This is a genomic window from bacterium (genome assembly GCA_021372515.1).
GTDB lineage: Bacteria > Gemmatimonadota > Glassbacteria > GWA2-58-10 > GWA2-58-10 > JAJFUG01.
On record JAJFUG010000220.1, the window covers coordinates 1 to 23871 of the forward strand.

Here is a 23871-nt window from a genome sequence, read left to right on the forward strand (position 1 = left end):
TGAGGGGCGCGAGGACGGGCGGATCGAGGTGGCGGCGCGGCTGGATGCGAGCAGCCGGCCGGTGCTGCGTGTCTGCGACAACGGCCCCGGGATACTGGAAGAGGTCAAGCCGAAAGTCTTCATCCCCTTTTTCACCACCAAGCCGGGCGGCTCCGGGATCGGCCTCAACCTGGCGCGCCAGATCATGCGTCTGCACCGGGGATCGATCAGCGTGCGGTCGCGGCCGGACGAGGAAACTTGTTTCACCCTGAAATTCTGAAAAGTGTTTGAGACAACACCTGGGGTAAAGCCCGGAAAGACACCCGGGACAAAACATGAAGAGGCACGCCGAGGCCTGCCCCTTCAGTGAACCCATCAGTATGTGAACCGTCTCCGGTTTATATCACCGCAGCCCGCCACTCCGCACGCAAGCCAGCCTGCACGAACCGATTCTGCCACTTCCGGATGAACCTATTTCAGCCCGTTGTCGTTAAAACACTTCGAATATTTCTTGTCCTGCACCTTGATGTGGTTGAGCAGCCAGTTCTTGAGAAACTCCATCACCTCCAGCGAGAGCATGGTCTTGCCGGATTCGAACTGCTGCTGGAAATCCTTGACCTTCTTTACGAAGTTCTGGTGCTCGAACTTGTGCGTGGCCGTGCCGAGGTAGCCGAACTTGTCGAAATACTTTTCCTCGTTCGAGAAATGCGTGTTCGCATACGAGGTCAGCCCGGCCAGAATGGAAGTGAGGGCCTGCTTGTTCTGGCCGGTCAGCATGGCCTGGTGCAACTGGTTGATCATAGCCACGAGCTGCTTGTGCTGGTTGTCCAGCTCGGTCACGCTCACACTGTAGCTGTCATCCCAATCGATCAACGGCATGGGGCGCTCCTTCCTATAAGAGGTGGTTTACGGCGCAGGGCTGAATGCATTTTGAAAAAAGACAAAAAACATGAAAAGCAAGAATTAAATCCGCTACCGAAAAAAATTTCCAGGTTAAATTTGCAATTTATAAAAATAAATTTCAATGTATAGAGAGGGAAAACTGTCCGATTCCTTGCCAGAAGCGGTTTTGCCATGGGAAACAGGAGCAAAATACCCATAATGCCTGATTATCCTCTATCAAATCTTTAAACAAATAAACAGAGAGACTTGCGCGATGATTTGAGGATAAATGTTCAGCCGGGCGCACTGTGCCGGTCTACCGGCCGCGTCCGCCGTCCCCTGCCCGGCTTCAGTCCGCGCAGGGGTCTCCCTTCCCTGGTCAATGCATTATCCGGCAACAGACACATGCGCTAATCCAAGCGGCGGAGGTTGGATGGCTCCGATCGAAGATGATGAGACACTGCGTCTCTATATCGAGGAATCGCAGGAACACCTGAACGGGATCGAGAACGATCTGCTCAAAATCGAGGCGGACGGGGCGGAAATCGATCTTGACCTGGTGAACAAGGTATTCCGGGCCGTGCACTCGATCAAGGGCGGGGCCGGTTTTCTGGGCCTGGTCCAGATCAAGGAACTCGCGCACGCCTTGGAGAACATCCTCAACCTCATCCGCAAGAAAGAGCTCCTTCCCGAGTCCGAGGTGATGAACGTGATGCTTGAGGCGTTCGACCAGTTGACGCAGATGGTCGATTCGGCCCTTACAAGCAATGAGGTGGAGATCGCCACGATAATTGAGCGGCTTCAGCGGGCGCTTTCCAGGGAGCCGGTCCCGGCGCCGGAGGAAAAGAACCTGCTTTTCCGCGGCCCGGGTGGCGAGGAACTGTTCCAGTTGTCCGCGCAGGAGCTTAAAAACGCACAGCGCGGGGGCAAGGCGCTCTACCTGCTGTGCTACGATGTGGCGCTCGACCTGGAGGCGCGCGGCAAGTCGGCCGAGGGCGAGGCGTTGGGCATCGAGAGTGCCGGCACGCTTCTGGCCCGGCTTGTACGGGAGGACCAGGACGGGAGGCGGGTGCTGTACGCGCTGTACGCCACCGTGCTGGAGACGTTTTTCATGGACGAGCTGACCGGCCTCGCGGCCGGGAAAATATTCCTGTACGACGAGCATCTCCAGCTCAAAGACATTCCGAAAGAGGATTTCAAGGAAAGCTCATTCCCGGATGAACTTCCGGATGAACTGCCCTCCGCGGCCGCTCCGGCGCCCGAGCCCCCTGTCGTGGAGTCCCGGGTGCAGCCGGCGCCACCGGCCGCGCCGGTGGCAGAGGCGTCCGCTCCTGCCCCGCCGCCCAGGAAAGAAGCCCCGCCCCGCGCGCCCGAGCCGGCCGCCGTGGCCGCCGCTCCCGCCTCATCCGCCGCGGAGAACCGGGTCAAGACAGGGGAAAATTTCCTGCGGGTGAACGTGAACCTGCTCGACTCCCTGATGCGGCTGGCCGGCGAGCTGGTGCTGACCCGCAACCAGCTCGTCCAGAATGTCAACGACCGCGACCTGAGCTCCATAGAGGATGCCACCCAGCGGCTGAGCCTCATTACCACTGATGTGCAGGAAGCGATCATGACCACGCGCATGCAGCCGGTCGGGACCGTGTTCACCAAGTTCCACCGGGTCATCCGCGACATGAGCCGTACCCTGGGCAAAGAGATCAACCTGGTGCTCGAGGGTGAGGAGGTCGACCTGGACAAGACCATCATCGAGGCGATCACCGACCCGTTGACCCACCTGGTGCGCAACAGCGCCGACCACGGTCTCGAAACCCCCGAGCAGCGTCAGAAAGCGGGCAAAAACCCGGTGGGCACGCTCAAGCTCTCCGCCTCGCACGAGGCCGGCCAGGTGAATATCCTGGTGCAGGATGACGGCCGGGGGATCGACCACGAGAGGATCAAGAAAAAGGCGGCCGAGATAGGCCTGGTCGAGAAATCGAAGCTGGACAAGATGAGCCGCGAGGAGTTGGTCCGCCTGATTTTCGCCCCCGGTTTCAGCACGGCGGATAAAGTGACCGACGTTTCCGGCCGCGGGGTGGGCATGGACGTGGTCCAGACCAACCTGGCCAAGCTGAGCGGGGATATCGATGTCCAGACCGAGCTGGGCAAGGGCACGACCATCCGCATGAAGCTGCCGCTGACCCTGGCCATTATCCCCTCGCTGATTGTCGATGTGGAGCTGGAGCGCTGCGCGATCCCGCAGGTGAACCTGGAGGAGCTGGTGCGGGTGGCCCCGGCGGAGGTGAAAAGCCGGATCGAGACGATCGGCAACGCCGAGGTGATCCGCCTTCGCGGCGAGCTGCTGCCCCTGGTCCGTCTGGCCGATGTGCTGGGCCTGTCTGAGCGCACTTTCGAGCCGGAGGACGGCGGAGAGCGCTTTCCCGACCGCCGCCGCAACATCGCCGACCGCCGGGGGCCGCAGGACGGGCAGCCGGCTGCGGACAACCCGCACCGCCGTCTGCGCGGCGACCGCCGGCGCAGCGCGCTCAGCTCGTACAACATCGCCGTGGTGGCGGCGGGTGAGGTGAAATTCGGCCTGATCGTGGACCGTTTCCTCGACTCGGAGGAAATCGTGGTCAAGCCCCTGGGCCGCCACCTCAAGGACTGCCGCGCCTACGCCGGGGCCACGATCCAGGGCGACGGCCGTATCTCGCTGATTCTCGACATCCCGGGGATCAGCCGGATCATGAACCTGTCCAACGTGAAAGAGGCGGCGGGTCAGGCCGCGTCGGTGCGCAAAACGGATAGCCGCCGCAACGCCCAGACCCTGCTGATAGTCAACAACGCCCCCGGCGAGCAGTTTGCCGTGCCCCTGGGCCTCATTACCCGGATCGAGCGGGTGGGACGCCGCCAGATCGAGACCCTCGGCAACCGCCGCAGCCTCAAGTACCGCGGGGGCAGCCTGCCGGTGGTCTCCATCGAGGACGTGGCGCGGGTCAACCCGCGCGAGGACCTGGACCACGTGCCGGTGATCGTGTTCCAGATACGGGGGCGCGAGGTGGGGCTGGTGGTGGCGCGGCTGCGGGACGTGGTGGACGTGGACGTGGAGATCGACCAGCAGACTTTCCACCAGGAGGGCATCCTCGGCTCGGCCATCATCCTGGGCGAGACCACCCTGCTGGTGGACATCTTCCAGATCGTCCGCCAGGCCCTGCCGGAATGGTCGGGGGAGAACCTGGCCCCGGTGGTGGAGGAGGGCGAAAGGACGATCCTGGTGGTGGAGGATTCCGATTTCTTCCGCAAGCACATCAAGTCGTTCCTGGAGGAGTCGGGCTACCGGGTGCTGGACGCGGCGGACGGGCTGCTGGGGTTCCAGGAGCTGGACGAGCACGCGGAGGAGGTGTGCCTGGTGCTGACCGATATCGAGATGCCCAACCTGGACGGTGTGGGCCTGACCGAGAAAATCCGCAAGGACGGGCGGTTCGACCGCCTGCCGGTCATCGCGGTCACCTCGCTGGCCGGCGAGGCGGCCGAGAAACGCGGGATCGAAGCCGGGATCAACGAGTACATGATCAAGCTGGACCGGGAGCAGATCCTGGACGCCATCCACCGCTACGTGGCCTGAACGCGGCCGGCGCCGCGCACTGGAACGAACCTCTCTCGCGCAGGGGAACAGAGTCATGCCGAAAGCCGCCAAAATAAAAGCCACCGGCAAACAGCTCGAGCTGGCGGTCATCTTCGTGGGGGACATTGTCTGCGGCGTCGAGACCCGTCTGGTCAAGGAGATCAACAAGAACCTGAATTTCACCCTGGTCCCGGGGGCCCGGCGCTGCATCCGCGGCATCCTGAACCTGCGCGGCCAGATCCTGACCGTGATCGACCTGCGGGACCGTCTGGGCCTGGAGCCTCTGCCGCTCGATCCGAGCATGCGGGTGGTGGTCATTTCCGACCGCGGCGAGGATATCGGCCTGCTGGTGGACGGGGTGGCGGACGTGGTGCTGGGGGACGAGAGGAACCTGGAGCCTTCACCCTCGAACATCGATGCGGTGGAGGGGGCTTTCTTCACCGGTATTCTCAAGATGGAAGACCGGCTGGTGGCGGTGCTGGATATCGTGGAGGTCCTGCGCTTCGAGACCATGCCGCCCCCGGATGCCGCAGGGCACGGGCCGGAGCGCTGACCGGCGGGAGGAATCGCGGCCGGAGACCGAGCCGGAACAAACCAAGATGAATAAAATCAGCCAGGTATAGAGACAACTCATCTCCCGGAGGAGCAAGATGGCCAGTTTCAAGAACCTCAGCATCAAATGGAAGGTGTTGTCGGTCAGCATGCTCGGACTGATTCTGCTGGCCTCGGTCTCGGCCTACTGGCAGATCAGGGACATCCACCGGCAGTCGGTCAAAGCGGTGGAGGAAAAGAGCCGGGCCGTGGTGCTCACCCTGGAGGCGACCCGCGAGGAGATGGCCAACAAACTGACCCTGGGGGTGATCAAGCCTTTCGACCAAATCGACAAGGCCAACCTGCTCGAGGCCATTCCCATCATCACCGCGATCAACGCCGCGCGCAAGAACGCCGAGGAGGCGGGCTACACGTTCAGGGTGCCCAAGGAGCAGCCGCGCAACCCGGCCAACGAGCCGGACGAGATGGAGCGCAAGGTGCTCAACGAGCTTAAAAGCTCCAACGTCCCCGAGCTGGCTATCGAGGACAAGGAAAACGTGCACTATTTCCGGCCGATCCGCCTGACCAGGGAATGCCTGATGTGCCACGGCGACCCAAAGGGCGAGCTGGACCCGGTGGGTGGAGTGAAAGAGGGCTGGAAAGAGGGCGAGATCCACGGCGCGTTCCACATTATCAGCTCGCTGGCCGAGACCAAGGCCATGGTGGCCAAGGCCCGCAACAATATAATCCTGACTGCGTTCGTGATAGTCTCGCTGCTCAGTGTGGTGCTGCTGCTGGTGGTTTCCTCGGTGACCCGGCCCCTGAAGAAAGGCGTGGAGCTGGCCCGCCGTATCGAGGAGGGCGACCTGACCACCGATATCCAGCTCGACCAGTCGGATGAGGTGGGCGACCTGATCAAGGCGCTCAACAACATGGCGCGCAACCTGCGCTCCGTGTTCAGCGAGGTCACAAGCCACGCCGCGGCCCTGGACAGCGCCTCGACCAACCTGGAGGCCCTCTCCAGCCAGCTTTCCGACGGGGCCAACAACATGAACGTGCGCTCCAACACCCTGGCCACCGCGGCCGAGGAGATGAGCACCAACATGGGCTCGGTCTCCAGTTCCGCCGAGCAGTCCACGTCCAATGTCAACACCGTGGCCACCGCGGCCGAGGAGATGACCGCCACGGTGAACGAAATCGCCCAGAACACCGAGAAGAGCCGTCAGGTCACCTCCGACGCCGTACGCAGCGTGGAGAAAGCCTCGGGCAAGGTGGACGAGCTCAGCCGCGCCGCCAGTGAAATCACCAAGGTGACCGAGGTGATCGTGGAGATTGCCGAGCAGACCAAGCTGCTGGCGCTCAACGCCACGATCGAGGCGGCCCGGGCGGGTGAGGCCGGCAAGGGCTTCGCCGTGGTGGCCAACGAGGTCAAGGAGCTGGCCAAGCAGACCAACGAGGCCACGGACGACATCCGGAACAAGATCGAGACCATGCGCAAGAGCGCCGACAGCACGGTCCAGGAGATCGAGCTGATCCACAAGGTGATCAACGACGTGAACGAGATCGTGGTCAACATCGCCTCGGCGGTCGAGGAGCAGGCGGCCACCACCCGCGACATCGCCAGCAACATCGGCCAGGCCGCCGCCGGCATCCAGGACATGACCCGCAACGTGACCCAGGCCGCCGAGGTCTCGCAGTCGATCACCACTGATATCCTGAATGTCAAGCAGTCGAGCGACGAGTTGAAGAACGCCAGCGACATGCTCCGCTATAGCTCCGGCGAGCTGAGCCATATGGGCGGGGCGCTCAAGAAAGTGGTCGACCGTTTCCGTCTCTGAGCCTGCGGCGCGGCGGAACCTGAAAGCAATCTGGAGCTGGAGCAATGGAAAGGACGGAGCAGGGCGATGATCCGTGTGCTCGTGGTCGATGATTCTATTCTTTACCGCAAGACCTTGAAAGACATCCTGGCTGGGATCGAGGGGGTCGAGGTGGTCGGCATGGCCTCGGACGGGGACGAGGCGCTGCAGAAAATAGTGCTGCTCAAGCCCGACCTGGTGACCCTGGACGTGGAGATGCCGGGCAAGAGCGGCCTGGATGTCCTGCGCCAGCTCAAACGTCAGCCGGTCGAGACCGCGGTGATCATGTGCAGCGCCCTGACCAGCTCGGGCGCGCAGACCACGATCGAGGCGCTGGAGAACGGGGCGTTCGATTTCATCTCCAAGCCTGACAGCCCCGACCGTCAGCGCAACACCGAGGAGATGCGCCTTCAGCTCAAGACCAAGCTGGCCTATTTCATCGCGCGCCAGAAGTTGCGGGCGATCACCCGGGCGGCGCCGACGGTTCCGGCCCCGGCCCCCGTCACTCCGGAGCCGGCGGTCCCGGTCACGACGGCCAAAGGGGTCAGGAAGCTGGAGGTGGTGGCCCTGGGAGTGTCCACCGGCGGACCGGCGGCCCTGAACCGTGTCATTCCCATGCTGCCCAAGGACCTGGCGCTTCCGGTGCTGGTTGTGATTCACATGCCGCCGGTGTTCACCGCCACTTTCGCCAAGGGTCTGGACGGCAAGAGCCAGGTGCGGGTGCTCGAGGCCCAGGAAGGGCAGGCGGTTACTCCGGGCACTGTCTATATCGCTCCCGGCGGTAAGCAGATGCAGGCCGTGCGCCACTATCTGACCGGAAGGCCCGTGCTGCATCTGACCGACGACCCGCCCGAGAATTTCTGCAAGCCCTCGGTGGATTTCCTTTTCCGCTCCGTGGCCGAGCTGTTCGGCGACCGGGCGCTGGGGGTGATAATGACCGGCATGGGCGCGGACGGCGTTCTGGGGCTGAAGCAGATGAAGCGCGCCGGAGCCCGGGTGCTGGCTCAGGACGAGAAGACCTGCGTGGTTTTCGGGATGCCGATGGAGGCGATCAAGGCGGGAGTCGTGGATGAGGTGCTGCCGCTGGATAAGATTCCGGAAAGGATCGCCTGGCTCGCCAGTCTGGGCTGAAATCCCACTTTTCAAACGAACGGCAGCATGCTCAAAGTCAGCGCCGAGGAACTCACTCTCATCGCCTCCCTGGTCCGGGACGTTACCGGCATCTTTCTGGACCAGAGCAAGGCTTACCTGGTCGAGAGCCGTCTGGGACCGGTGGCCGAGGAATTCGGCTGCCCCAATTTCAAGGACTTGTATTTCAAGGCCCGCAACGACAGCCAGGGCAAACTGGTCAAGCGGATCATCGACAGCATCACCACCCAGGAGACCTCTTTTTTTCGGGACCGCAGCCCGTTCGACCTGTTCAAGTTCAAGCTGCTGCCCGAAATGATCGACCGGGCGAAAAAAGCCTCCCCGGCCGGACCCTGGTCAATGCGGATCTGGAGCGCGGCCAGCTCCACCGGCCAGGAGGCCTACAGCCTGGCCATCGCGATCCGCGAGATGCTGCCCGATTATCTGAAGTGGCGCATCTCGATCCTGGGCACGGACATTTCCGACGCTGCGGTGACCAAGGCCAGCTACGCCCGCTACACGGCGTTCGAGCTGGAGCGAGGGTTCCCGCAGGAGAAGATACACCAGTATTTCAAGCCCGTGGAGCAGCTCTGGCAGGTAAAGGATGAGATCCGGGCCATGGCCTCGTTCCGCCAGCTCAACCTGTTGCAGCCGTTCACCTCCCTGGGCCGGTTCGACCTGATCCTCTGCCGCAACGTGGCGATCTATTTCAGCCTGGAGGTCCGGCGCAACCTGTTCGACCGTCTGGCCGGCCAGCTCAGCCCGGACGGCTGCCTGCTGATCGGCTCCACCGAGTCCCTGCTCGGGGTGAGCGAGCGCTACCGCCGTTTCGAATACAACAAGGCCGTGTTCTACAAGCTGGCCGGCGCGGCCTGAGATTCCGGGCCGGACCGGGAACCGAAACTGAATCTATCCGTAAAAGGGAGTTCGACATGCCTGCACGTTCCAAAGAACAGAGATCGGATGAGCGCAAGGAGGTCCGGGAGGTGGTGGAGTTGATCCCGGACCAGAACCGCCTTCTGGCCCTCTCCTTCGATGTTTCGTCCTCCGGAGTGCAGTTCCGCACCCGCGAGCCGCTGCGGATGTGGATCAGGATGAGTTCGCTGGGGGAGGCTTTCGTACGGGAGGCCGAGCTGGCCTGGGTGCGGAAAGAGGTGGACGGGAGCATGATCTACGGCCTCAGGCTGATCGATTGAGACCGCAGTTCAGCCTCTGACGGATGGGGCAATCCGCTGCAGCCACGGCGGGCGCTCCGGTTTGTCTTTTAGTCCATATTGGCAACCAAAGCTTGAATTTTATTCCGCGCGGTGTTAACCTTGCCCGTAATTGCTTTCCAGCCGATGCCGTTCCCTCCAAACTGTAAACTCGGTATGTGTAAGGATTCTGCAAAATGAAAAACAGATGGCTGATCGCTGCGGCCGGTGCGCTGGCTTTTCTGATCGTTTTCCCGCTCCTCGGACAGGCGGACCGGGCGCTCGCCCAGGCCGGGGGCTCTGCCACCCGCTATGCCGAGGACCTCAACCGCGACGGGCAGGTGAATTACCGGGATGTGGTTACCCTGATGAACCTCTGCCGGCAGGAAGTGGCGGACTCGCGGGCCGATTTCAACGGCGACGGCCGGCTGGGGCTGCTGGACGCGCTGGCGCTGGTGCTGCGGATCGCCCGCGGCGACCTTCACCCCGTGGCCCCGGTCCTGTCGGACAAGTGGACCGTGATCGGCCCGGGCGGCGGCGGGGCGATGTTCATCCCCACGGTCGACCCGTTCGACCCGGCGCACGCCCTTCTGCGCTGCGACATGACCGGCGCCTACGTGACCTTTGACGACGGGGCGAGCTGGAAGATGTTCAACCTGCGCACCGTGGTGATCGATTTCGAGTTCGACCCCTCCAACCGGGGCGTGGTCTACGCGGCCAACACCGCACTGTGGCGCAGCGAGGACGGGGGCAAGGGCTGGAGCCTGGTCTGGCCCGCCCCGGCCGATATAACCCTGGAGCGCATGGTGGGCGACCACGCCGAGCAGAGTTTCCTCACCACCAGCGGCCTTCCGGATGCCGAGCTGGACAAGGTGCGGGTCGATCCGGCGGACGGCGACCACCTTCTGGTGGGCCTGGGCCAGTGGTGGAACGGCCCGGCCAAGGTGATGTTCTCCCACGACCGCGGGGCGAGCTGGCGCACCCTGGCCGAGGTCCCCGGACAGCAGGTGCTGGCGATTTTCCCCGGCAGTTGGTGGGACAAGCCGGAGGAGGCGCTGATCGTGACCGACCTCGCCTGCATCCGGGCCAATGAGGCCACGGGCGATACGGTGAGCGTGAGCCTGCCCGACTTGCCGGTGATCGACGCGGACGGCGGCAAGGCCCCGGACGGAGCGGCGGCGCTCTATCTGCTGACCACCCTGCGCAAGTCGGGCCAGAGCTTTGCCGGCGGGATGTACCGCTCTCTGGACGCCGGAGCGAGCTGGACCCAGATCGACAGCAGCCTGACCAATACCTCCGAGACTCCCACCTACAACACCCTGGGAGTGTGCCAGGAACACCCGGAGGTGGTCTACCTGTCCTGCACCTCGTTCCCGACCAACCGGATCGGGATTTTCAAGACGACCGACAGCGGAACCTCGTGGAAATGGTCGTTCTGCGAGGACTGGAGCAGCTATGTGACCAAGAACATGACCGACGCCTGGCTCACCCGCGAGTACGGCCACGGTTATGAAGGCGCACCCTGGGGCCTGGGGGTCTGCCCGCGCGACCCCAACACCTGCTACGGCTCCAGCGGGCGGACGTTCCGCACGCGCGACGGCGGCACGACCTGGCAGACTGTCTACAGCAACGATATGGGCAACAACGCCTGGAGCAGCCGGGGACTGGATGTCACCACCTGCTACGGAGTGCATTTCGACCCCTTCGACAGCCTGCACGTCTTCATCACCTACACCGACATCGGCCTGTTCCAGTCGCACGACGGGGGCAAGAGCTGGGTCCACGCGACCACCGGCGTGGACCGGGACGTGATCAACACCTGCTACTGGCTGGATTTCGACCCCGACACCCCGAACCTGGTCTGGGGCGTCTGGAGCAACTGGCACGACCTTCCCCGCATGAAGATGTTCAATGACAACTGGCCCCAGGCCCGGGGCGTGCCGATGTACAGCACGGACGGCGGTGCGGTGTGGCACCCCTCCAATTACGGCGCTCCGGGGGACGCCCCCTACACCCACGTGCTGATCGACCCCAAAAGCCCCAAGGACAGCCGAACGCTCTACCTGTGCGCGTTCGGCAAGGGGGTGTACAAGTCGGTGGACGGCGGCAAGCGCTGGGCCTCCTACTCGGAGGGTCTGGGAGAAAACCGCAGCGCCTGGCGTCTGGTCCGCGCCGCGGACAGCACGCTCTACCTGGTGGTGGTGCGCAACGGCGCCGAGCGCAACGTGATCCCAGGCGCGCTGTACCGCAGCACGGACGGGGCGCGCTCCTGGCACAGCCTGCCCCTGCCCGAGGGGGTGAGCGGTCCCAACGACCTGGCCCTCGACCCCACTGACAACCGGATCATGTACCTGAGCTGCTGGCCCTGGACCGACCGCTCGGTCTACCCCTCGGTGGAGCGCAACGGCGGGCTGTACCGCAGCCTGGACGGCGGGGCCACCTGGGTGCGGGTGTTCAACGAGAACGCCCATGTCTACGCCGCGGTGGTAGACCCCGACAGCCCGGCCACGGTCATAATCAACACGTTCGACAGCGCCGCGTTCCGCAGCGACGACCGCGGGGAGAGCTGGCGCCGCATCGAGGGCTACGATTTCAAGTGGGGCCACCGTCCCATCCTCGACCCGCACCATCCGGGGATGCTCTACCTGACCACTTTCGGAGGGAGCGTGTTCTACGGCCCGGCCGAGGGAAGCTCGGCCGCGGACGAGGGTCTGCTCGACTGGTCCTCGCTCTGGCGCTGGGGGCGTTGAGCGCCCGGGCGCGCGGCGCCGGGGTACAGTCACGGCGCAACCATTGACCCGGAATGAAAAGGCCGGACTCCTGAGAAGAGGGGTCCGGCCTTTGGTTTCGTTACGCGGGTGATACCGTATACACATCAATAATTTATAAACATGTAAACGGCAAATGGAAATCCCCCCTGCCCCCCATTGAAAAAGGGGGGGTGGTTCCCGCCCGCCCGATCTTTTATCAAAGCTGAATCCCGCAGGCATTACCCTCTCCCTTTCATAAAGGGGGAGCGAGGGGAATTTGCCTGCATATGAACCTAAAACTGCAAGATGCCTATTTCTCCCAGGCCGCGGGCGCGCCCAGGATGGCTTTCAGGGCCGCCGGGTCGAACTTGGGCTTGCGGTCATAGGTGTAGAGGCCGTTCACCTCCTGCTCCACGTCGTAAAGCTGCGTGTAGCAGTAGCCGAACATCCGCGGGTTGCCCAGCAGGGCCCCGGTGGTGCGGGCCAGGCGCGCCATGAACTCCTCCACCGTGGCCGGACGCTGGCCCGAGCCCCAGCGATGGTCCTCGGGGTGCTCCGGGTTCCACCACACCCCGCCGTACTCGTCCACGATGTAGGGCTGGCCGCTGTAGGGGGCCTGGAACTCGGGCTTGGACATCCAGGGCGCGCCGCCGGTGCGGAACGGCTCAAAATTGGCGCAGAACTTGTCCAGGTCGCTTTCGTATATGTGGACGCTGAAAATATCGGTTTCCACGTGGGTGAACCCGCTGCAGTCGTTCACCGGGCGGGTGGGGTCGATGGCCTTGGTGGTGCGGTGCAGGCAGCGCGCCAGCCAGGGGTCCTGGCCGGTCCAGGTCTCGTTGAGCGGGGTCCACATGACGATGGAGGGGTGGTTGAAATCGCGCTCCAGCTCGGTGAGCCACTCGGGCAGCACGCGCTCCAGGGCGGCCGGGTTGGCCACGTCCAGGCCCCAGCTCGGGTACTCGCCCCAGCAGAGGTAGCCCAGGCGGTCGGCCCAGTAGAGGAAGCGCGGCTCGAACACTTTCTGGTGCAGCCTCGCGCCGTTGAACCCCACGGCCTGGGAAATCTCGATGTCCCGTTTCAGGTCCGCATCCGTGGGCGCGGTGTAGACCCCCTCCGGGTAGTAGCCCTGGTCCAGCACCAGGCGCTGGAAGACTTTCCTGCCGTTGAGCAGCACGTTGATCCCCTCGACTGTCACCTCGCGCAGCCCAAAATAGCTTTTCACCCGGTCGACAACTTTCCCGTCCCGCTCCAGCGTGAACTCCAGGTCGTAGAGGAATGGGTCGCTTATCTGCCAGAGACGGGGCTGGGGGATTTTCAGGCTGAAAGGTGTGGTCTGTCCGGCCGGGAGCGTAGCCGAGGCGATTTTTTTGCCATCCGCCAGCACGGTCGCCCGGAGCACTGCACCGGCGGAGGGGTCCACCACGTTCGCGTTGAACGTGGCCGTGCCGGAGCTGATATCGGTCTGGACCTTGTAATTCCTGAGGTACGAGCTGCCCACCGCCTCCAGCCAGACAGTCTGCCAGATCCCGGTGCTGCGGGTGTAGAACCACTCGTAGGATTCGAGTTGCGAACTCTGCTTGCCGCTGGGCTGGAGGTCGGAGCGGGCGTCATCGGCGCAGCGCACGGTGAGCACACTGCCACCGGGCCTCACCTTGCCGGTCAGCTCGAAGACGAACGGGGTGTAGCCGCCGCGGTGCTCACCCACGAGCGTGCCATCCAGCCAGACTTTCGTGTCGTAGTCCGCGGCCCCGAAATGCAGCAGCACGCGCTTGCCCTGCCAGGCCGCGGGGACCTCGAATGTGCGCCGGTACCAGACACAGGGCAGGAAATCGGTGTCTGCGAGGCCGGACAGGCGGCTTTCGGGACAGAACGGCACGTTGATAGTCTTCGAGAAAGCCGCCCCGGCTTTCTGCATGCCGCGTGCTTCGCCGGAGAGGCCGGGGTCGTACTCGAACTCCCAGGGGCCGTTGAGGTTCAGCCAGTCGGCGCGCTCGAGCTGAGGGTTCGGGTGCTCGGGACGGGGAACGGGCGGCTGGGCCGCGGCTGCGGCGGAAACGCCGCCCAGGGCCGGGAGCGAAAGCGCGAGACAGGTCAACAAAGCCTTGCGGATTAGTTTCAAGCGTTCCTCCGGAGCGGAGAGGATTAAGTATTCTGGAGCGAGGCATGCGTGAGGGAAGGAGCCGGGCCGCACGGAGATGCAAAATAAACCCAGGGCCCGCCTTAGTCAAAGGATTAGTTGTTTAACAAAACGAAGCCCGGTGTGCCGTGCCGCAGGGAGCCATCGCCGCCTCGTCAATATTGTCGAGGATTCGACAAAAATGACGAGGCCCCGGGCCGCCGACTGGGGCCTCGGCCCGGCGGGCGCAGTTTCATCCCGCGTGAAGTGAACGAGTTACGCGCGCTTGCGGCCCCCGGCCCTTTCCCGGCACTCTTTTCGCTTATTGTGGCCCCGGACTGCCGGGAAGAGCGTCAAGGGTAAAGGCACGGACCGGAGGAAAGTTTTTGCCGGTGCGGTTGTAACCTTGAGTCGGCGTCGGGTTTCCAAGTATATGGGTAAGGGAAAGGGGCGCCGGCAGTCCGGGGCGGTTTGCCGGAACACAACCGGAGGCGAGGGGGTATTTGATAGACGACAGGCAGGTTCCGGTCCGGCTGTGGTATCGCTCCGGGGGGCGCGATGCAGGCCTGGTCGGGACAGGGCTGTCCCCCCTCGCCGGCCCCATTCAGGTTAAGTTCTTAAAAAAGACTCTTTCCGGAATAGTTGACCTCCGGGGGCCAGAGTATCATTTTTCAGCACCGCTCGACCGGCAGTCAAAGTGCGCCGCCGGAGCTCAGGCACTCGGCGTGCGGGCTTGACGCCGCGCGGGGGCGGATCGTCCGGAGATTTCCGATCTGTGCGTTTATCAATAGCCTATGCAAAGGGGTAATGCATGACCAGCCGAAAATTTGTCCTGCCTGCGCTCACCGCTGTCCTGGCCGCACTGGTGCTGCTTGTCTCCTGCGGCAACGACAACAAAGATTCCTCCACCGGCACCGACGCGCTGTCCAAGGTTTCGCTCTCTTTCACCAACCTCAAGCCCCTGACCGGAACCCTCAACTACCAGGCCTGGGCGATCGAATATTACGACGGCGAATACTACGGCTACCCGCTGGGGATTTTCAACATCAACGATAACGGTCAGATGGTGTCGGCCGTCGGGGACACGGTGATCAGTGGGGATTTCACGGTGAACCTGGACGCGGATGCAATCTACGCCGTGGGGCTCAGCATAGAGGCCTCCTCCACCCCGGTGACCGTCTCCTCCTACGCGCATATCCTTGGCGGGCTGATTTCGAGCGGCCAGGCCGACCTGACCGTGAGCAACTCTTTCGGCATGAACATGTCCCTGGACAACATCACCGGGCGCTACATCCTGGCCACCCCCACGGATACGGTCACATCCAACGAGAAGAGCGGCATCTGGTTCCTGGACACCTCGACCGGCATCTCATTCAACGGCCTGTCGCTGCCCACCCTTGGCTCGGGCTGGAAATACGAGGCCTGGGTCAAGTTTGACACCCTCTGGGTTTCCACCGGCAAGTTCACCTCGGTCAGCGCGGCGGATGAGTCGAACACCTACGGCAGCGCCTGGTCCGCCCCGGCTTTTCCGGGACAGGATTTCCTGATCAACGCCCCGAGCGGCCTGACTTTCCCGACCGACCTGTCCGGTTCCGAGATAATGGTGACAGTGGAGCCGCTGGATGCCTACGACCTGGACAAGAGCAAGCCGTTCTATCTCAAGGTGCTCTCCGGCCAGGTGCCGGCCGGCGCCGCCGACCACGCCACCTATTTCCTGAACAAGGACACCGGCGGCCTGCCCACCGGCACGGCCCATGTGACCGCCCTCTGAGCGGACCGACTGGCAGTTGAAGCAATGACAAGGCCGCGGACAGATGCCCGCGGCCTTTTGCTGTCTACGTATCCGCGGCGGAACAGTGAACCGTGTGTTCACGCTCCCGCTTTTCTCGCGCCGGGAACTGGGAGCCGGGCGGATGAGAGGAGCGCGCCGCCGGGCCGGTGGATAGAAAATGAACGTGGGTGGTCTCCCGGACCGCCCACTCCGTGTCCTTCTGGACCTCCACCCGACTGGTGTGAGGCTCACAATCCCTTGACTGTGTTGATAATTACGCTTTCGCAGTTGAACGCGGTGAGCACTCCCAGGCCGCCGGTCACGTTGGTCAGCGGCTCGTTCAGGTCACGCGAGCCCTGGCTGCGCGGCAGGTACAGGTCGGCGTACTCCTCTGTTTCATCCGGTAGACCCGCCCCACGTAGCGTCGGAAACAGGAGACGCTCTGGCGAGTGCCCCGGTGCTGCCCGCCGGTCACGGGCATGGGGAGATGAAGCGCAGGTTGAAAGCCGTCCGATGCTGCGGTTCAGTGTCTGTGCTCCCTGCTTTCCTGCATGTCCTTGCGGATCATCTCGAAACGCTCGGCCTGTTCCTCGTTGAGGAGCTTGCCGAAATCGTCCAGGAACTTGTCGTTGACCCGGGTGGTGGTTTCTTTCAGCTCGCCCGGCCCGATCTTGCCCCGGCTGAATTTGTCGTAGGCCGACTCGATCTCTTTCTGCGAGCTGTCGAAAAGGGCGCGGGCTTTCCCGGACTGGTCCTCGTCCAGGATCAGGGTCTCGCAGATGTCCTCGAACTGTTTGCGGGCTTTTTCACGGTTCCGGGCGGAGGGCCGCCCGGCCTGGCCCTGCCCGCCCCGCATCCCGCCGCCACCGCCGTCCCAGTCCCCCCCCGATTGAGGCCCCCCGCGCTGTGCGGCCAGCGGTGCGGCGGCCAGCGCCAGGGCCAGAAACCCGCTCAGGATGAAATTTTTACGCGGAAACCTTCTCAAAACCTCCACCTCCTTCCCGCCTGCCAGGCGATAGACACCTGCGCGTGCGCACTCACCAGGGGACGGCGCCCTTTTTCCTGCGGAGCTCTTTCAGGGCCGCGCGCTGGCTGTCCTCCAGCAGGGCGCCGAAATCCTTTTCCAGTTGTTTGTCTATTTCATCCATTTTTTGCTCCACCTCAAACACGTTCAACGCCCCGGTCTCCTGGGAGGCGCGCAGGGTGTCTTTCTGCGCCTCACAGCGCCCGTAGAGGCCCATCGCCTTTTCGAGTTGCTCCTCGGACAGGCCCAGCGAGCGGCAGAGCTGGATGTATTCGGTCTTGTCCGGGTCGGCCTGTTCTTTTTTCTGCTCTCCGCGGCCCCCGCCACCCCGTCCGCCTCCACCCCCGCCCCGTCCCCCACCCCGTCCGCCTCCACCTCCGAACCCACCACCGCCCTGGGCAGCCATAAGGCCTGCAACGCAGATAACAGTCAGTACGAGGAAAAGGGCCCGGCTGAGCCAGGCGCGGCGGTCACGGGGTGCGCTGTTCAAGTGGGGTCTCCGGTTGGGGGGGAGGACCGGCTGCTGGTCAGAAAAAGGCGCGAGCCATTCCTGGCTCGCGCCGCGGACTCCGTGCGGGCCCTTGTCCGGTCACATTGGCCCGCTTGTCCGGCTGTGCGGCACAGGCCGCGACAGTAGACAGAATACAAAATCGGTGCCAGGCGGGCCGTCCGGGGGCTCTGGATGAAGGATTGTCTTGAAACGCATGCCGTTAGGCTTGAGGTACGCGGCGGACCGGGCCGGAAAAGGCCGCGGCGGCTCGACACTAATGTCGAAACTGGCGACGGAATTGTCGAGGCCGGACCGGCTGTGGATGCCCCTTTTCGGGATAGTCCGGGTTTTTATTCCTTAACCGACCCCAAGGTTTTATATTCAAACGTCTGTTCCCGGAACTGATGCAACTGGACGTTTCAACAGTGAAACAACGGAGATTGAATGCATTCCCTGGATGAGATCAAGTCGCAGATGCTGCATGTCTGCCGCCGCATTTACGACCGCGAGATGGTGGCCTCCAATGACGGCAACGTGACCGTGCGGGTGGACGAGGAGCATATCCTGGCCACGCCCAGCGGCATGAGCAAGGGTTTCCTGACCGCCGAGGACCTGGTACTGACCGACCTCAGGGGTAACCCGGTGACCGACAACGGCCGCAAGGTGACCAGCGAGATAAAGATATATTGCCGTATCTACGAGCTGCGGCCGGATGTCCGGGCCGCTGTGCACGCCCACCCGATCTACGCCACCGCCTGCGCCGCCGCCGGCCGGACTGTCAACTCGTGCGTGCTGCCCGAGTCGGTGCTCTCGCTGGGCGAGGTGCCGCTGGTGCCCTACGGCACCCCGGGCACGGATGAGCTGGCCGCGCGGGTGGCCGATTACCTTGCGGGCCACGAGGTGTTCCTGCTGGCCAACCACGGGGCCCTGGCCCTGGGGGCCAGCGTGATCGAGGCCTACCACCGGATGGAATGCCTGGAGCACACCGCCAAGATCGTGCACCTGGCCGACACGCTGGGCGGCGCGGTCAGCCTGAGCGGCAAGCGGATCGGACAGATTTTCGAGGTCCACGGCAGCAAGACCAGCGAGCGCATCCGGGCGGCCGGAGCCCGGATGAGCCGCGAAAAATAAGTCCGCCGCACCTCACAGAGAAGAAGATGATGATGACGACTCCCGCGCCCCGGGCATGCGCCTGGCGGCGCGGGAGGCCATTCAAATGCGCATCCACCTCCCACCACCCGCGGCTGAGGCTGACCGATGAGCGGACCGTCGAAAGCAGGCCTGACCCAGAAACTTGACGCACTGTACGAGTTCGACCGGGAGCCGGTCTCCGACTCCAGTCTGCAACACCTCGGAAATTTTGTCGGCATGTACGCCGGCGAGCACGTGGCCGGCACCGAGTTCGTGATCGGGCCGCTGTTCGTGGTCCACGGCGTGGCCGCGAGCGACCTGTTCCTGGGCCTGGCCGCGGGCAACCTTCTGGCCGTGCTGAGCTGGGCTTTCCTCTGCGCCCCCATCGCGGTGCGCACGCGGCTCACTCTCTACTGGCTGCTGCGCAAGATCTGCGGCCCGTATCTCACCGCGGCCTACAGCCTGGTCAACGCCCTGATGTTCTGTTTCCTGGCCGGCTCGATGATCGCGGTCTCGGCCACGGCGGTGGGCCTGCCGTTTGGCATGCCCATGCCGGGCCTGGGCGACATGTACCCCACGAGCTGGGCCTGGGTGATCGTGGTGCTGGCCGTGGGCGCGGTGGTCACTGCCCTGGCGATCCTGGGGTTCGAGAAGCTGGCCCATTTCGCCAAGATATGCTCACCCTGGATGTTCCTGGTGTTCATCGCCGCGGCCCTGGCCGTGCTGCCCGGCCTGGGCTGCCACAGCCCGGCCGATTTCTGGCGCGTGGCCACCGAGAAAATCTGGACCGGGGTGCCGCAGCCGGGCCAGACCCGTTTCACTTTCTGGCACATCATGTTCTTTGCCTGGTTCTGCAACATGGCGATGCATATCGGCATGTCCGACCTGTCGATCCTGCGCTACGCCAGGCGCTGGCAGTACGGGTTCGCCAGCGCGTTCGGCATGTTCTTCGGCCATTTCGTGGCCTGGATCGCCTCGGGTATACTCTGCGCCGCGGCGGGCGGCGCGGTGGCTCCCGGGCCCATCGCCTACCTGGGCGCGGGCGTGGCCGGGGCGGTCTGCGTGGTGGTGGCGGGCTGGACCACGGCCAACCCCACGCTCTACCGCGCCGGGCTGGCCCTTCAGGTGGCCACCCCCAACTGGAAACGCTGGAAAGTGACCCTGGCCGCCGGAGCGGTCACCACGGCCGCGGCGCTGTTCCCGGCCCTGGTGATGAAGCTTCTGGATTTCGTGGCCCTGTACGGCCTTCTGCTGATGCCGATGGGCGCGGTGATCTTCGCCGATTTCTGGCTTCTGCCCCGCCTGGGCCTCAGGAGCAATTTCGCCGAGGCGAGCGGGGCCGCGGTCAACTGGGCCGCGGCGGTGAGCTGGCTGGCGGCGCTGGCCGTGCTGCTCAGCCTGAAGCTGGAGATATTCTTCAAGGGCCTGCCGGGCTGGTTCCTGGTGGTGGCGCTCTACATCCTGCTCAGTTTCGTGCAGCAGAAACTTACCGCGCGCGGCCGGGCCGCGCTGGAGGTGCCGCGATGAAAGCTTTCGCCGCCCTGCTCTCTGTGGCCGGACTGGCCCTGACCCTGGTCCCGTCGCTCCTGGTTTTCGCCGGCAGTATCGGCTGGCGCGCGCACGTACAGCTGATGTTTGCCGGGATGGTGCTCTGGTTCGTTTTCGCGCCGCTCTGGATGCGTCCCGCGCGGAGCTGATCCTCTTTCTCTGTAATTTGAAGCGCTTCCGTCGGCGGTCCTCAATTCAACCTGGAGGAAGGCGTGGCCAAATCCATCACACTCCTGAGCCTGCTTGTTCTCGCTCTAACCCTGGCCTGTAGTGGTCAGAAACAGTCGGCCATGCGGGTGAGCGGCCTCACCTGCGAGTACCTGAGCGCGCCGCTGGGCCTGGGCGAGCCGCAGCCCCGCCTGGGCTGGGTGCTCGACTCCCCGCGCCGTGGCGAGGTCCAGAGCGCCTACCGGGTGCTGGTGGCCTCCAGCCCGGACCTGCTGGCCAAGGACCAGGGCGACCTCTGGGACAGCGGCAAGCTCCTGGGCAACCGCACCTGCCAGGTGGCCTACGGCGGCTCGCCGCTGGCCAGCGGCCAGCAGTGTTTCTGGAAAGTCTGCGCCTGGGACCGTGACGGGGCCCAGACCCCGTTCAGCGAGTCCTCCTCCTGGAGCATGGGCCTTCTGGACCAGTCGGACTGGAGCGGCAAGTGGATCGGCCAGGTGAGCGAGCCGCCCGACACCTCCGCCGAGAAACGCACTCCCGGGCCAAAGCCGGTCTGGCTACGGGCCGAGTTCAACGTGGAAAAGCCGGTCAAGCGGGCCGTGGTCTATGCCACCGCGCGCGGCGTGTTCGACCTTCACCTGAACGGCAGCCGGGTGAGCGATGACATGTTCGCCCCGGAGTGGACCGATTTCAACAAGCGCATCCAGTACCGGACTTGGGATGTCACCGCGCGGGTGGTCCAGGGGGCCAACGCCCTGGGCGCGGTGCTGGCGGATGGCTGGTACAGCGGGTTCCTGGCCTGGCAGCCCTGGCGCGGCAGCTACGGGTATCAGAACAGTTTCCTGACCCAGCTCGTGATCGAGTTCCAGGACGGCAGCAAGCAGACTTTCGTGACCGACGACACCTGGCGCATGAACAATGGCCCCCTGCTGGAGGCGGATTTCCAGATGGGAGAGGTCTATGATGCCCGCCTGGAGCTGAGCGGCTGGGACAGCCCGGCTTACGATGACGCGGCCTGGAAGCCGGTGGATGTGTTCGAGGCCCCGGGCGTGCCGCTGGTGGCCCTGGATGTCCAGCCCGTGCGCGTGACCCAGGAGATTCAGCCCAAGGCCATATTCCAGCCCAAGCCGGGCGTGTACGTGTTCGACATGGGGACCAATTTCGCCGGCGTGGTCCGGCTCAAGGTGAACGGCCAGGCCGGGGACAAGGTGGTCCTGCGCTACGCCGAGCGGCTCAACCCCGACAGCACGGTCTACACCGAGAACCTGCGCAGGGCGCGCGCCACCGACACCTATATCCTCAAAGGCGGTGGCGAGGAAATCTGGGAGCCGCGTTTCACTTTCCACGGCTTCCAGTATGTGGAGCTGACCGGCTACCCCGGCCAGCCCTCCATGGACGCTGTGACCGGCCTCGTCATCAACTCCGACACCCCGGTGGCAGGCAGCTTCGAGTGCTCCTCGCCCATGATCAACCAGTTGATGGCGAACATCGTTCGCAGCCAGCGGGCCAATTTCATCAGCGTGCCCACCGACTGCCCGCAGCGCGATGAGCGCCTGGGCTGGATGGGAGATGCCCAGATCTTCATCCGCACCGCCACGACCAACATGGACGTGGCCGCGTTCTTCACCAAGTGGATGCAGGACGTCGAGGACGCGCAGGCCCCGGACGGCTGCTACTCCGAGATCAGCCCGCGCTACGGACGCATGCAGGGCCACGGCGGCGCGGCCGGCTGGAGTGACGCCGGGATCGTGGTGCCCTGGACAGTGCACCTGGTGTACGGCGACAACCGGATCATCGAGCGCCACTGGGACTCGATGGTGCGCTGGATGGACTACGTGCTGCGGGACAACCCCGATTTCGTGCGCCGCAACGGCCGCGGCAGCGACTACGGCGACTGGCTCTGGATCGGGGACGACACGCCCAAGGAAATCCTCGCCACGGCCTACTGGGCCTATGACGCCCACCTGATGTCGAAGATGGCCGAGGCGGTGGGTCGCGAGGAAGAGGCCAAGAAATACGAGGAGCTGTTCGAGAGCGTGCGCGCCGCGTTCCAGAAAGAGTATGTCAGCGCGGACGGCCACGTGGCGGGCGAGACCCAGACCGGCTACCTTCTGGCCCTCTATTTCGACCTTCTGCCCGACTCGCTGCGCCCCAAGGCCGCCGCGTTGCTGGTGGAGAACATCAAGGCCAAGGACTGGCACCTGTCCAGCGGATTTTTAGGCGTGCGCCAGATCAACCCCGTGCTGACCATGTTGGGTTATCCGGATGTGGCCTGGCGTCTGCTGGAGACCGAGACTTTCCCCTCCTGGTTCTACCCGATAGTCAACGGCGCCACCTCGATCTGGGAGCGCTGGGACGGCTGGACCAAGGAGAAGGGTTTCCAGGACGTGGGGATGAATTCGTTCAACCACTACTCGCTGGGCTCGGTGGGCGAGTGGCTCTACGCCAGCGTGGCCGGGATCGACCTCGACCCGTCCGAGCCCGGTTTCGGCCGCCTTCTGCTGCGCCCGCGCCCCGGCGGCTCGGTGACCTGGGTCAAGGCCGAGTACAAGTCGATTCACGGGCCGGTGGTCAGCGACTGGAAAGTGGAGGGCGATACGTTGAGCCTGGAGGTCTCGCTGCCGGCCAACACCAGCGGCCGCCTGTACCTGCCTTGCCCGGAGGGCGCTGCTGTGACCGAGAGCGGCAAGGACGCCGCCGCGTCCGAGGGCGTGAAAGCCCTGCCGCGCGAGGGCGACTGCGCCGTATTCGACCTGGCCGCGGGCAGCTACAGCTTCAAGTGCCCGGCGCTGAAGAAGTGAGCCGCCGGTAGCGAACACTGCGGGCGCACTCTCGGGTGCGCCCCTGCAGAAGCTTGATACATATGAAGTGCCAGGCTTGAGGCAGTTGCCCGGACCTGCGTCGCCTCGCCCTTTGAAAAAGTGGGAACGAGGTAGCAATGTCCGGTTTGGGACATGCAACGAGAAGCCGAAAGACTATTTTCTGCTTTGGTTTCGGCCAAAGCAGCAAAGCCAGCGGGGGCCGCAAACTCGTCCGAACCGCGACTCATTTTCTGATTTTGGTATGCCCGAGGATTTACTCCGCTGTCGCGATGCAGCGGCGGCGCTGCCGCGAATCGCCGCCGGGCCGTGCGGCAATTACAGTCCCGGCCGTTTCACGCTCGATTACACGCTGCCCTGGCGGGAGGCTCAGACAGGTGCGGCCCCCAAGGACAAAACTGCGGCGGCCTGACAGCCGCAAGCGGGTTAAGCCTTCTGGGGTGCCGGACGGTGTCGTAGGGGCGAACCTTGTGTTCGCCCGTTAAACTGATATACCAAAACCTGACCGAACATTGCTGGGAGCGAGCGGGATTAAATCCATACAATAGGGCACGGCAGGCCGGGCCCTATAGAAACGATTCTGCTATTTCGTCAGGGGTGTGATGTTGCCGGAGCGTTCCGAGACAATGGGCGAGACTAAAAAGCCGGGCCCCGGCGGGACAATAATCGTGCCGGTGGACGGGGCGAGCAACATCAAGCTGGAGGTGCTGGATTTCGACACTCTCGAAACCCTGTACTCGGCTGGCGCGCCCACTCCGGTGGCCGAGCTGAACGGTCTTAAATACAACGCAGTGTCGGAGCAATTCGCTTGGTACGAGGCGTTGATCGCGGCCCTGCCCGCCGGGCTGCGCCGCGTCTGCCGGGTGATCGCCCCCGCGGCGCGG

At 64.1% G+C, this 23871-nt stretch carries 18 protein-coding genes; 14 read left to right on the top strand and 4 right to left on the bottom strand.

The window, feature by feature from the left end:
• On the top strand, window positions 1-259 hold a 259-nt coding region (locus tag LLH00_19500), incomplete at its 5' end, for a HAMP domain-containing histidine kinase (GenBank protein ID MCE5273469.1).
• 191 nt (window positions 260-450) lie between these two features.
• Here the strand turns inward: LLH00_19500 and LLH00_19505 are convergent.
• Entirely contained in the window at window positions 451-858 is a 408-nt protein-coding gene (locus LLH00_19505; protein MCE5273470.1) for a bacteriohemerythrin, read from the bottom strand.
• Window positions 859-1294: 436 nt separating this feature from the next.
• Here LLH00_19505 and LLH00_19510 point away from each other — a divergent pair, with 436 nt between their 5' ends.
• The 7 genes from LLH00_19510 (at window position 1295) to LLH00_19540 (ending at window position 11920) form a co-directional block, all read left to right on the top strand.
• Window positions 1295-4462: a chemotaxis protein CheW gene (locus tag LLH00_19510; protein MCE5273471.1), complete on the top strand. Its 3168-nt coding sequence runs from the start codon at window positions 1295-1297 to the stop codon at window positions 4460-4462.
• Window positions 4463-4517: 55 nt separating this feature from the next.
• On the top strand, window positions 4518-5015 hold the full coding sequence (locus LLH00_19515; GenBank protein MCE5273472.1) for a chemotaxis protein CheW: 498 nt from the start codon (window positions 4518-4520) through the stop codon (window positions 5013-5015).
• Between the two features lie 97 nt (window positions 5016-5112).
• Window positions 5113-6831, top strand: coding sequence for a methyl-accepting chemotaxis protein (locus tag LLH00_19520; GenBank protein ID MCE5273473.1), 1719 nt, complete (start codon window positions 5113-5115; stop codon window positions 6829-6831).
• 66 nt (window positions 6832-6897) lie between these two features.
• Window positions 6898-7980: a chemotaxis response regulator protein-glutamate methylesterase gene (locus LLH00_19525; protein MCE5273474.1), complete on the top strand. Its 1083-nt coding sequence runs from the start codon at window positions 6898-6900 to the stop codon at window positions 7978-7980.
• Between the two features lie 27 nt (window positions 7981-8007).
• Complete coding sequence (locus LLH00_19530; GenBank protein ID MCE5273475.1) at window positions 8008-8853, top strand: protein-glutamate O-methyltransferase CheR; 846 nt, start codon at window positions 8008-8010, stop codon at window positions 8851-8853.
• Between the two features lie 56 nt (window positions 8854-8909).
• A complete protein-coding gene (locus LLH00_19535; GenBank protein ID MCE5273476.1) occupies window positions 8910-9173 on the top strand; it encodes a PilZ domain-containing protein in 264 nt (87 codons plus the stop codon).
• A 194-nt stretch (window positions 9174-9367) separates the two neighbouring features.
• Window positions 9368-11920 carry a dockerin type I domain-containing protein gene (locus LLH00_19540; protein MCE5273477.1) on the top strand — a complete coding sequence of 851 codons (2553 nt, stop codon included), beginning with the start codon at window positions 9368-9370 and terminating at the stop codon, window positions 11918-11920.
• A gap of 310 nt (window positions 11921-12230) precedes the next feature.
• Here LLH00_19540 and LLH00_19545 read toward each other — a convergent pair whose 3' ends face one another.
• Window positions 12231-14042, bottom strand: a complete 1812-nt coding sequence (locus tag LLH00_19545; GenBank protein MCE5273478.1) for a beta-galactosidase — start codon at window positions 14040-14042, stop codon at window positions 12231-12233.
• Between the two features lie 808 nt (window positions 14043-14850).
• On the opposite strand from LLH00_19545, the gene LLH00_19550 reads away from it, so the two are divergent.
• Entirely contained in the window at window positions 14851-15810 is a 960-nt protein-coding gene (locus tag LLH00_19550; GenBank protein ID MCE5273479.1) for a hypothetical protein, read from the top strand.
• A 523-nt stretch (window positions 15811-16333) separates the two neighbouring features.
• On the opposite strand, the gene LLH00_19555 is transcribed toward LLH00_19550, so the two are convergent.
• Both LLH00_19555 and LLH00_19560 read right to left on the bottom strand, forming a co-directional pair.
• Window positions 16334-16795 (bottom strand): hypothetical protein, encoded by a 462-nt coding sequence (locus LLH00_19555; protein ID MCE5273480.1) that lies wholly within the window; start codon window positions 16793-16795, stop codon window positions 16334-16336.
• Window positions 16796-16847: 52 nt separating this feature from the next.
• Window positions 16848-17324, bottom strand: coding sequence for a hypothetical protein (locus tag LLH00_19560; GenBank protein MCE5273481.1), 477 nt, complete (start codon window positions 17322-17324; stop codon window positions 16848-16850).
• A 444-nt stretch (window positions 17325-17768) separates the two neighbouring features.
• Between LLH00_19560 and LLH00_19565 the strand changes: the two genes are divergently transcribed.
• From LLH00_19565 to LLH00_19585, 5 genes are all read left to right on the top strand, one after another.
• Entirely contained in the window at window positions 17769-18455 is a 687-nt protein-coding gene (locus LLH00_19565) for a class II aldolase/adducin family protein (GenBank protein ID MCE5273482.1), read from the top strand.
• 126 nt (window positions 18456-18581) lie between these two features.
• The gene (locus tag LLH00_19570) at window positions 18582-19982 is read left to right on the top strand and encodes a hypothetical protein (protein MCE5273483.1); all 1401 of its coding nucleotides are present in this window, start codon (window positions 18582-18584) and stop codon (window positions 19980-19982) included.
• The gene (locus LLH00_19575; protein MCE5273484.1) at window positions 19979-20152 is read left to right on the top strand and encodes a hypothetical protein; all 174 of its coding nucleotides are present in this window, start codon (window positions 19979-19981) and stop codon (window positions 20150-20152) included. The genes LLH00_19570 and LLH00_19575 overlap by 4 nt, the downstream gene beginning before the upstream one ends.
• Window positions 20153-20215: 63 nt before the next feature.
• On the top strand, window positions 20216-22969 hold the full coding sequence (locus LLH00_19580) for a glycoside hydrolase family 78 protein (protein ID MCE5273485.1): 2754 nt from the start codon (window positions 20216-20218) through the stop codon (window positions 22967-22969).
• Between the two features lie 644 nt (window positions 22970-23613).
• Window positions 23614-23871 (top strand): hypothetical protein (locus LLH00_19585; protein ID MCE5273486.1); only part of this gene is annotated, 258 nt, incomplete at its 3' end.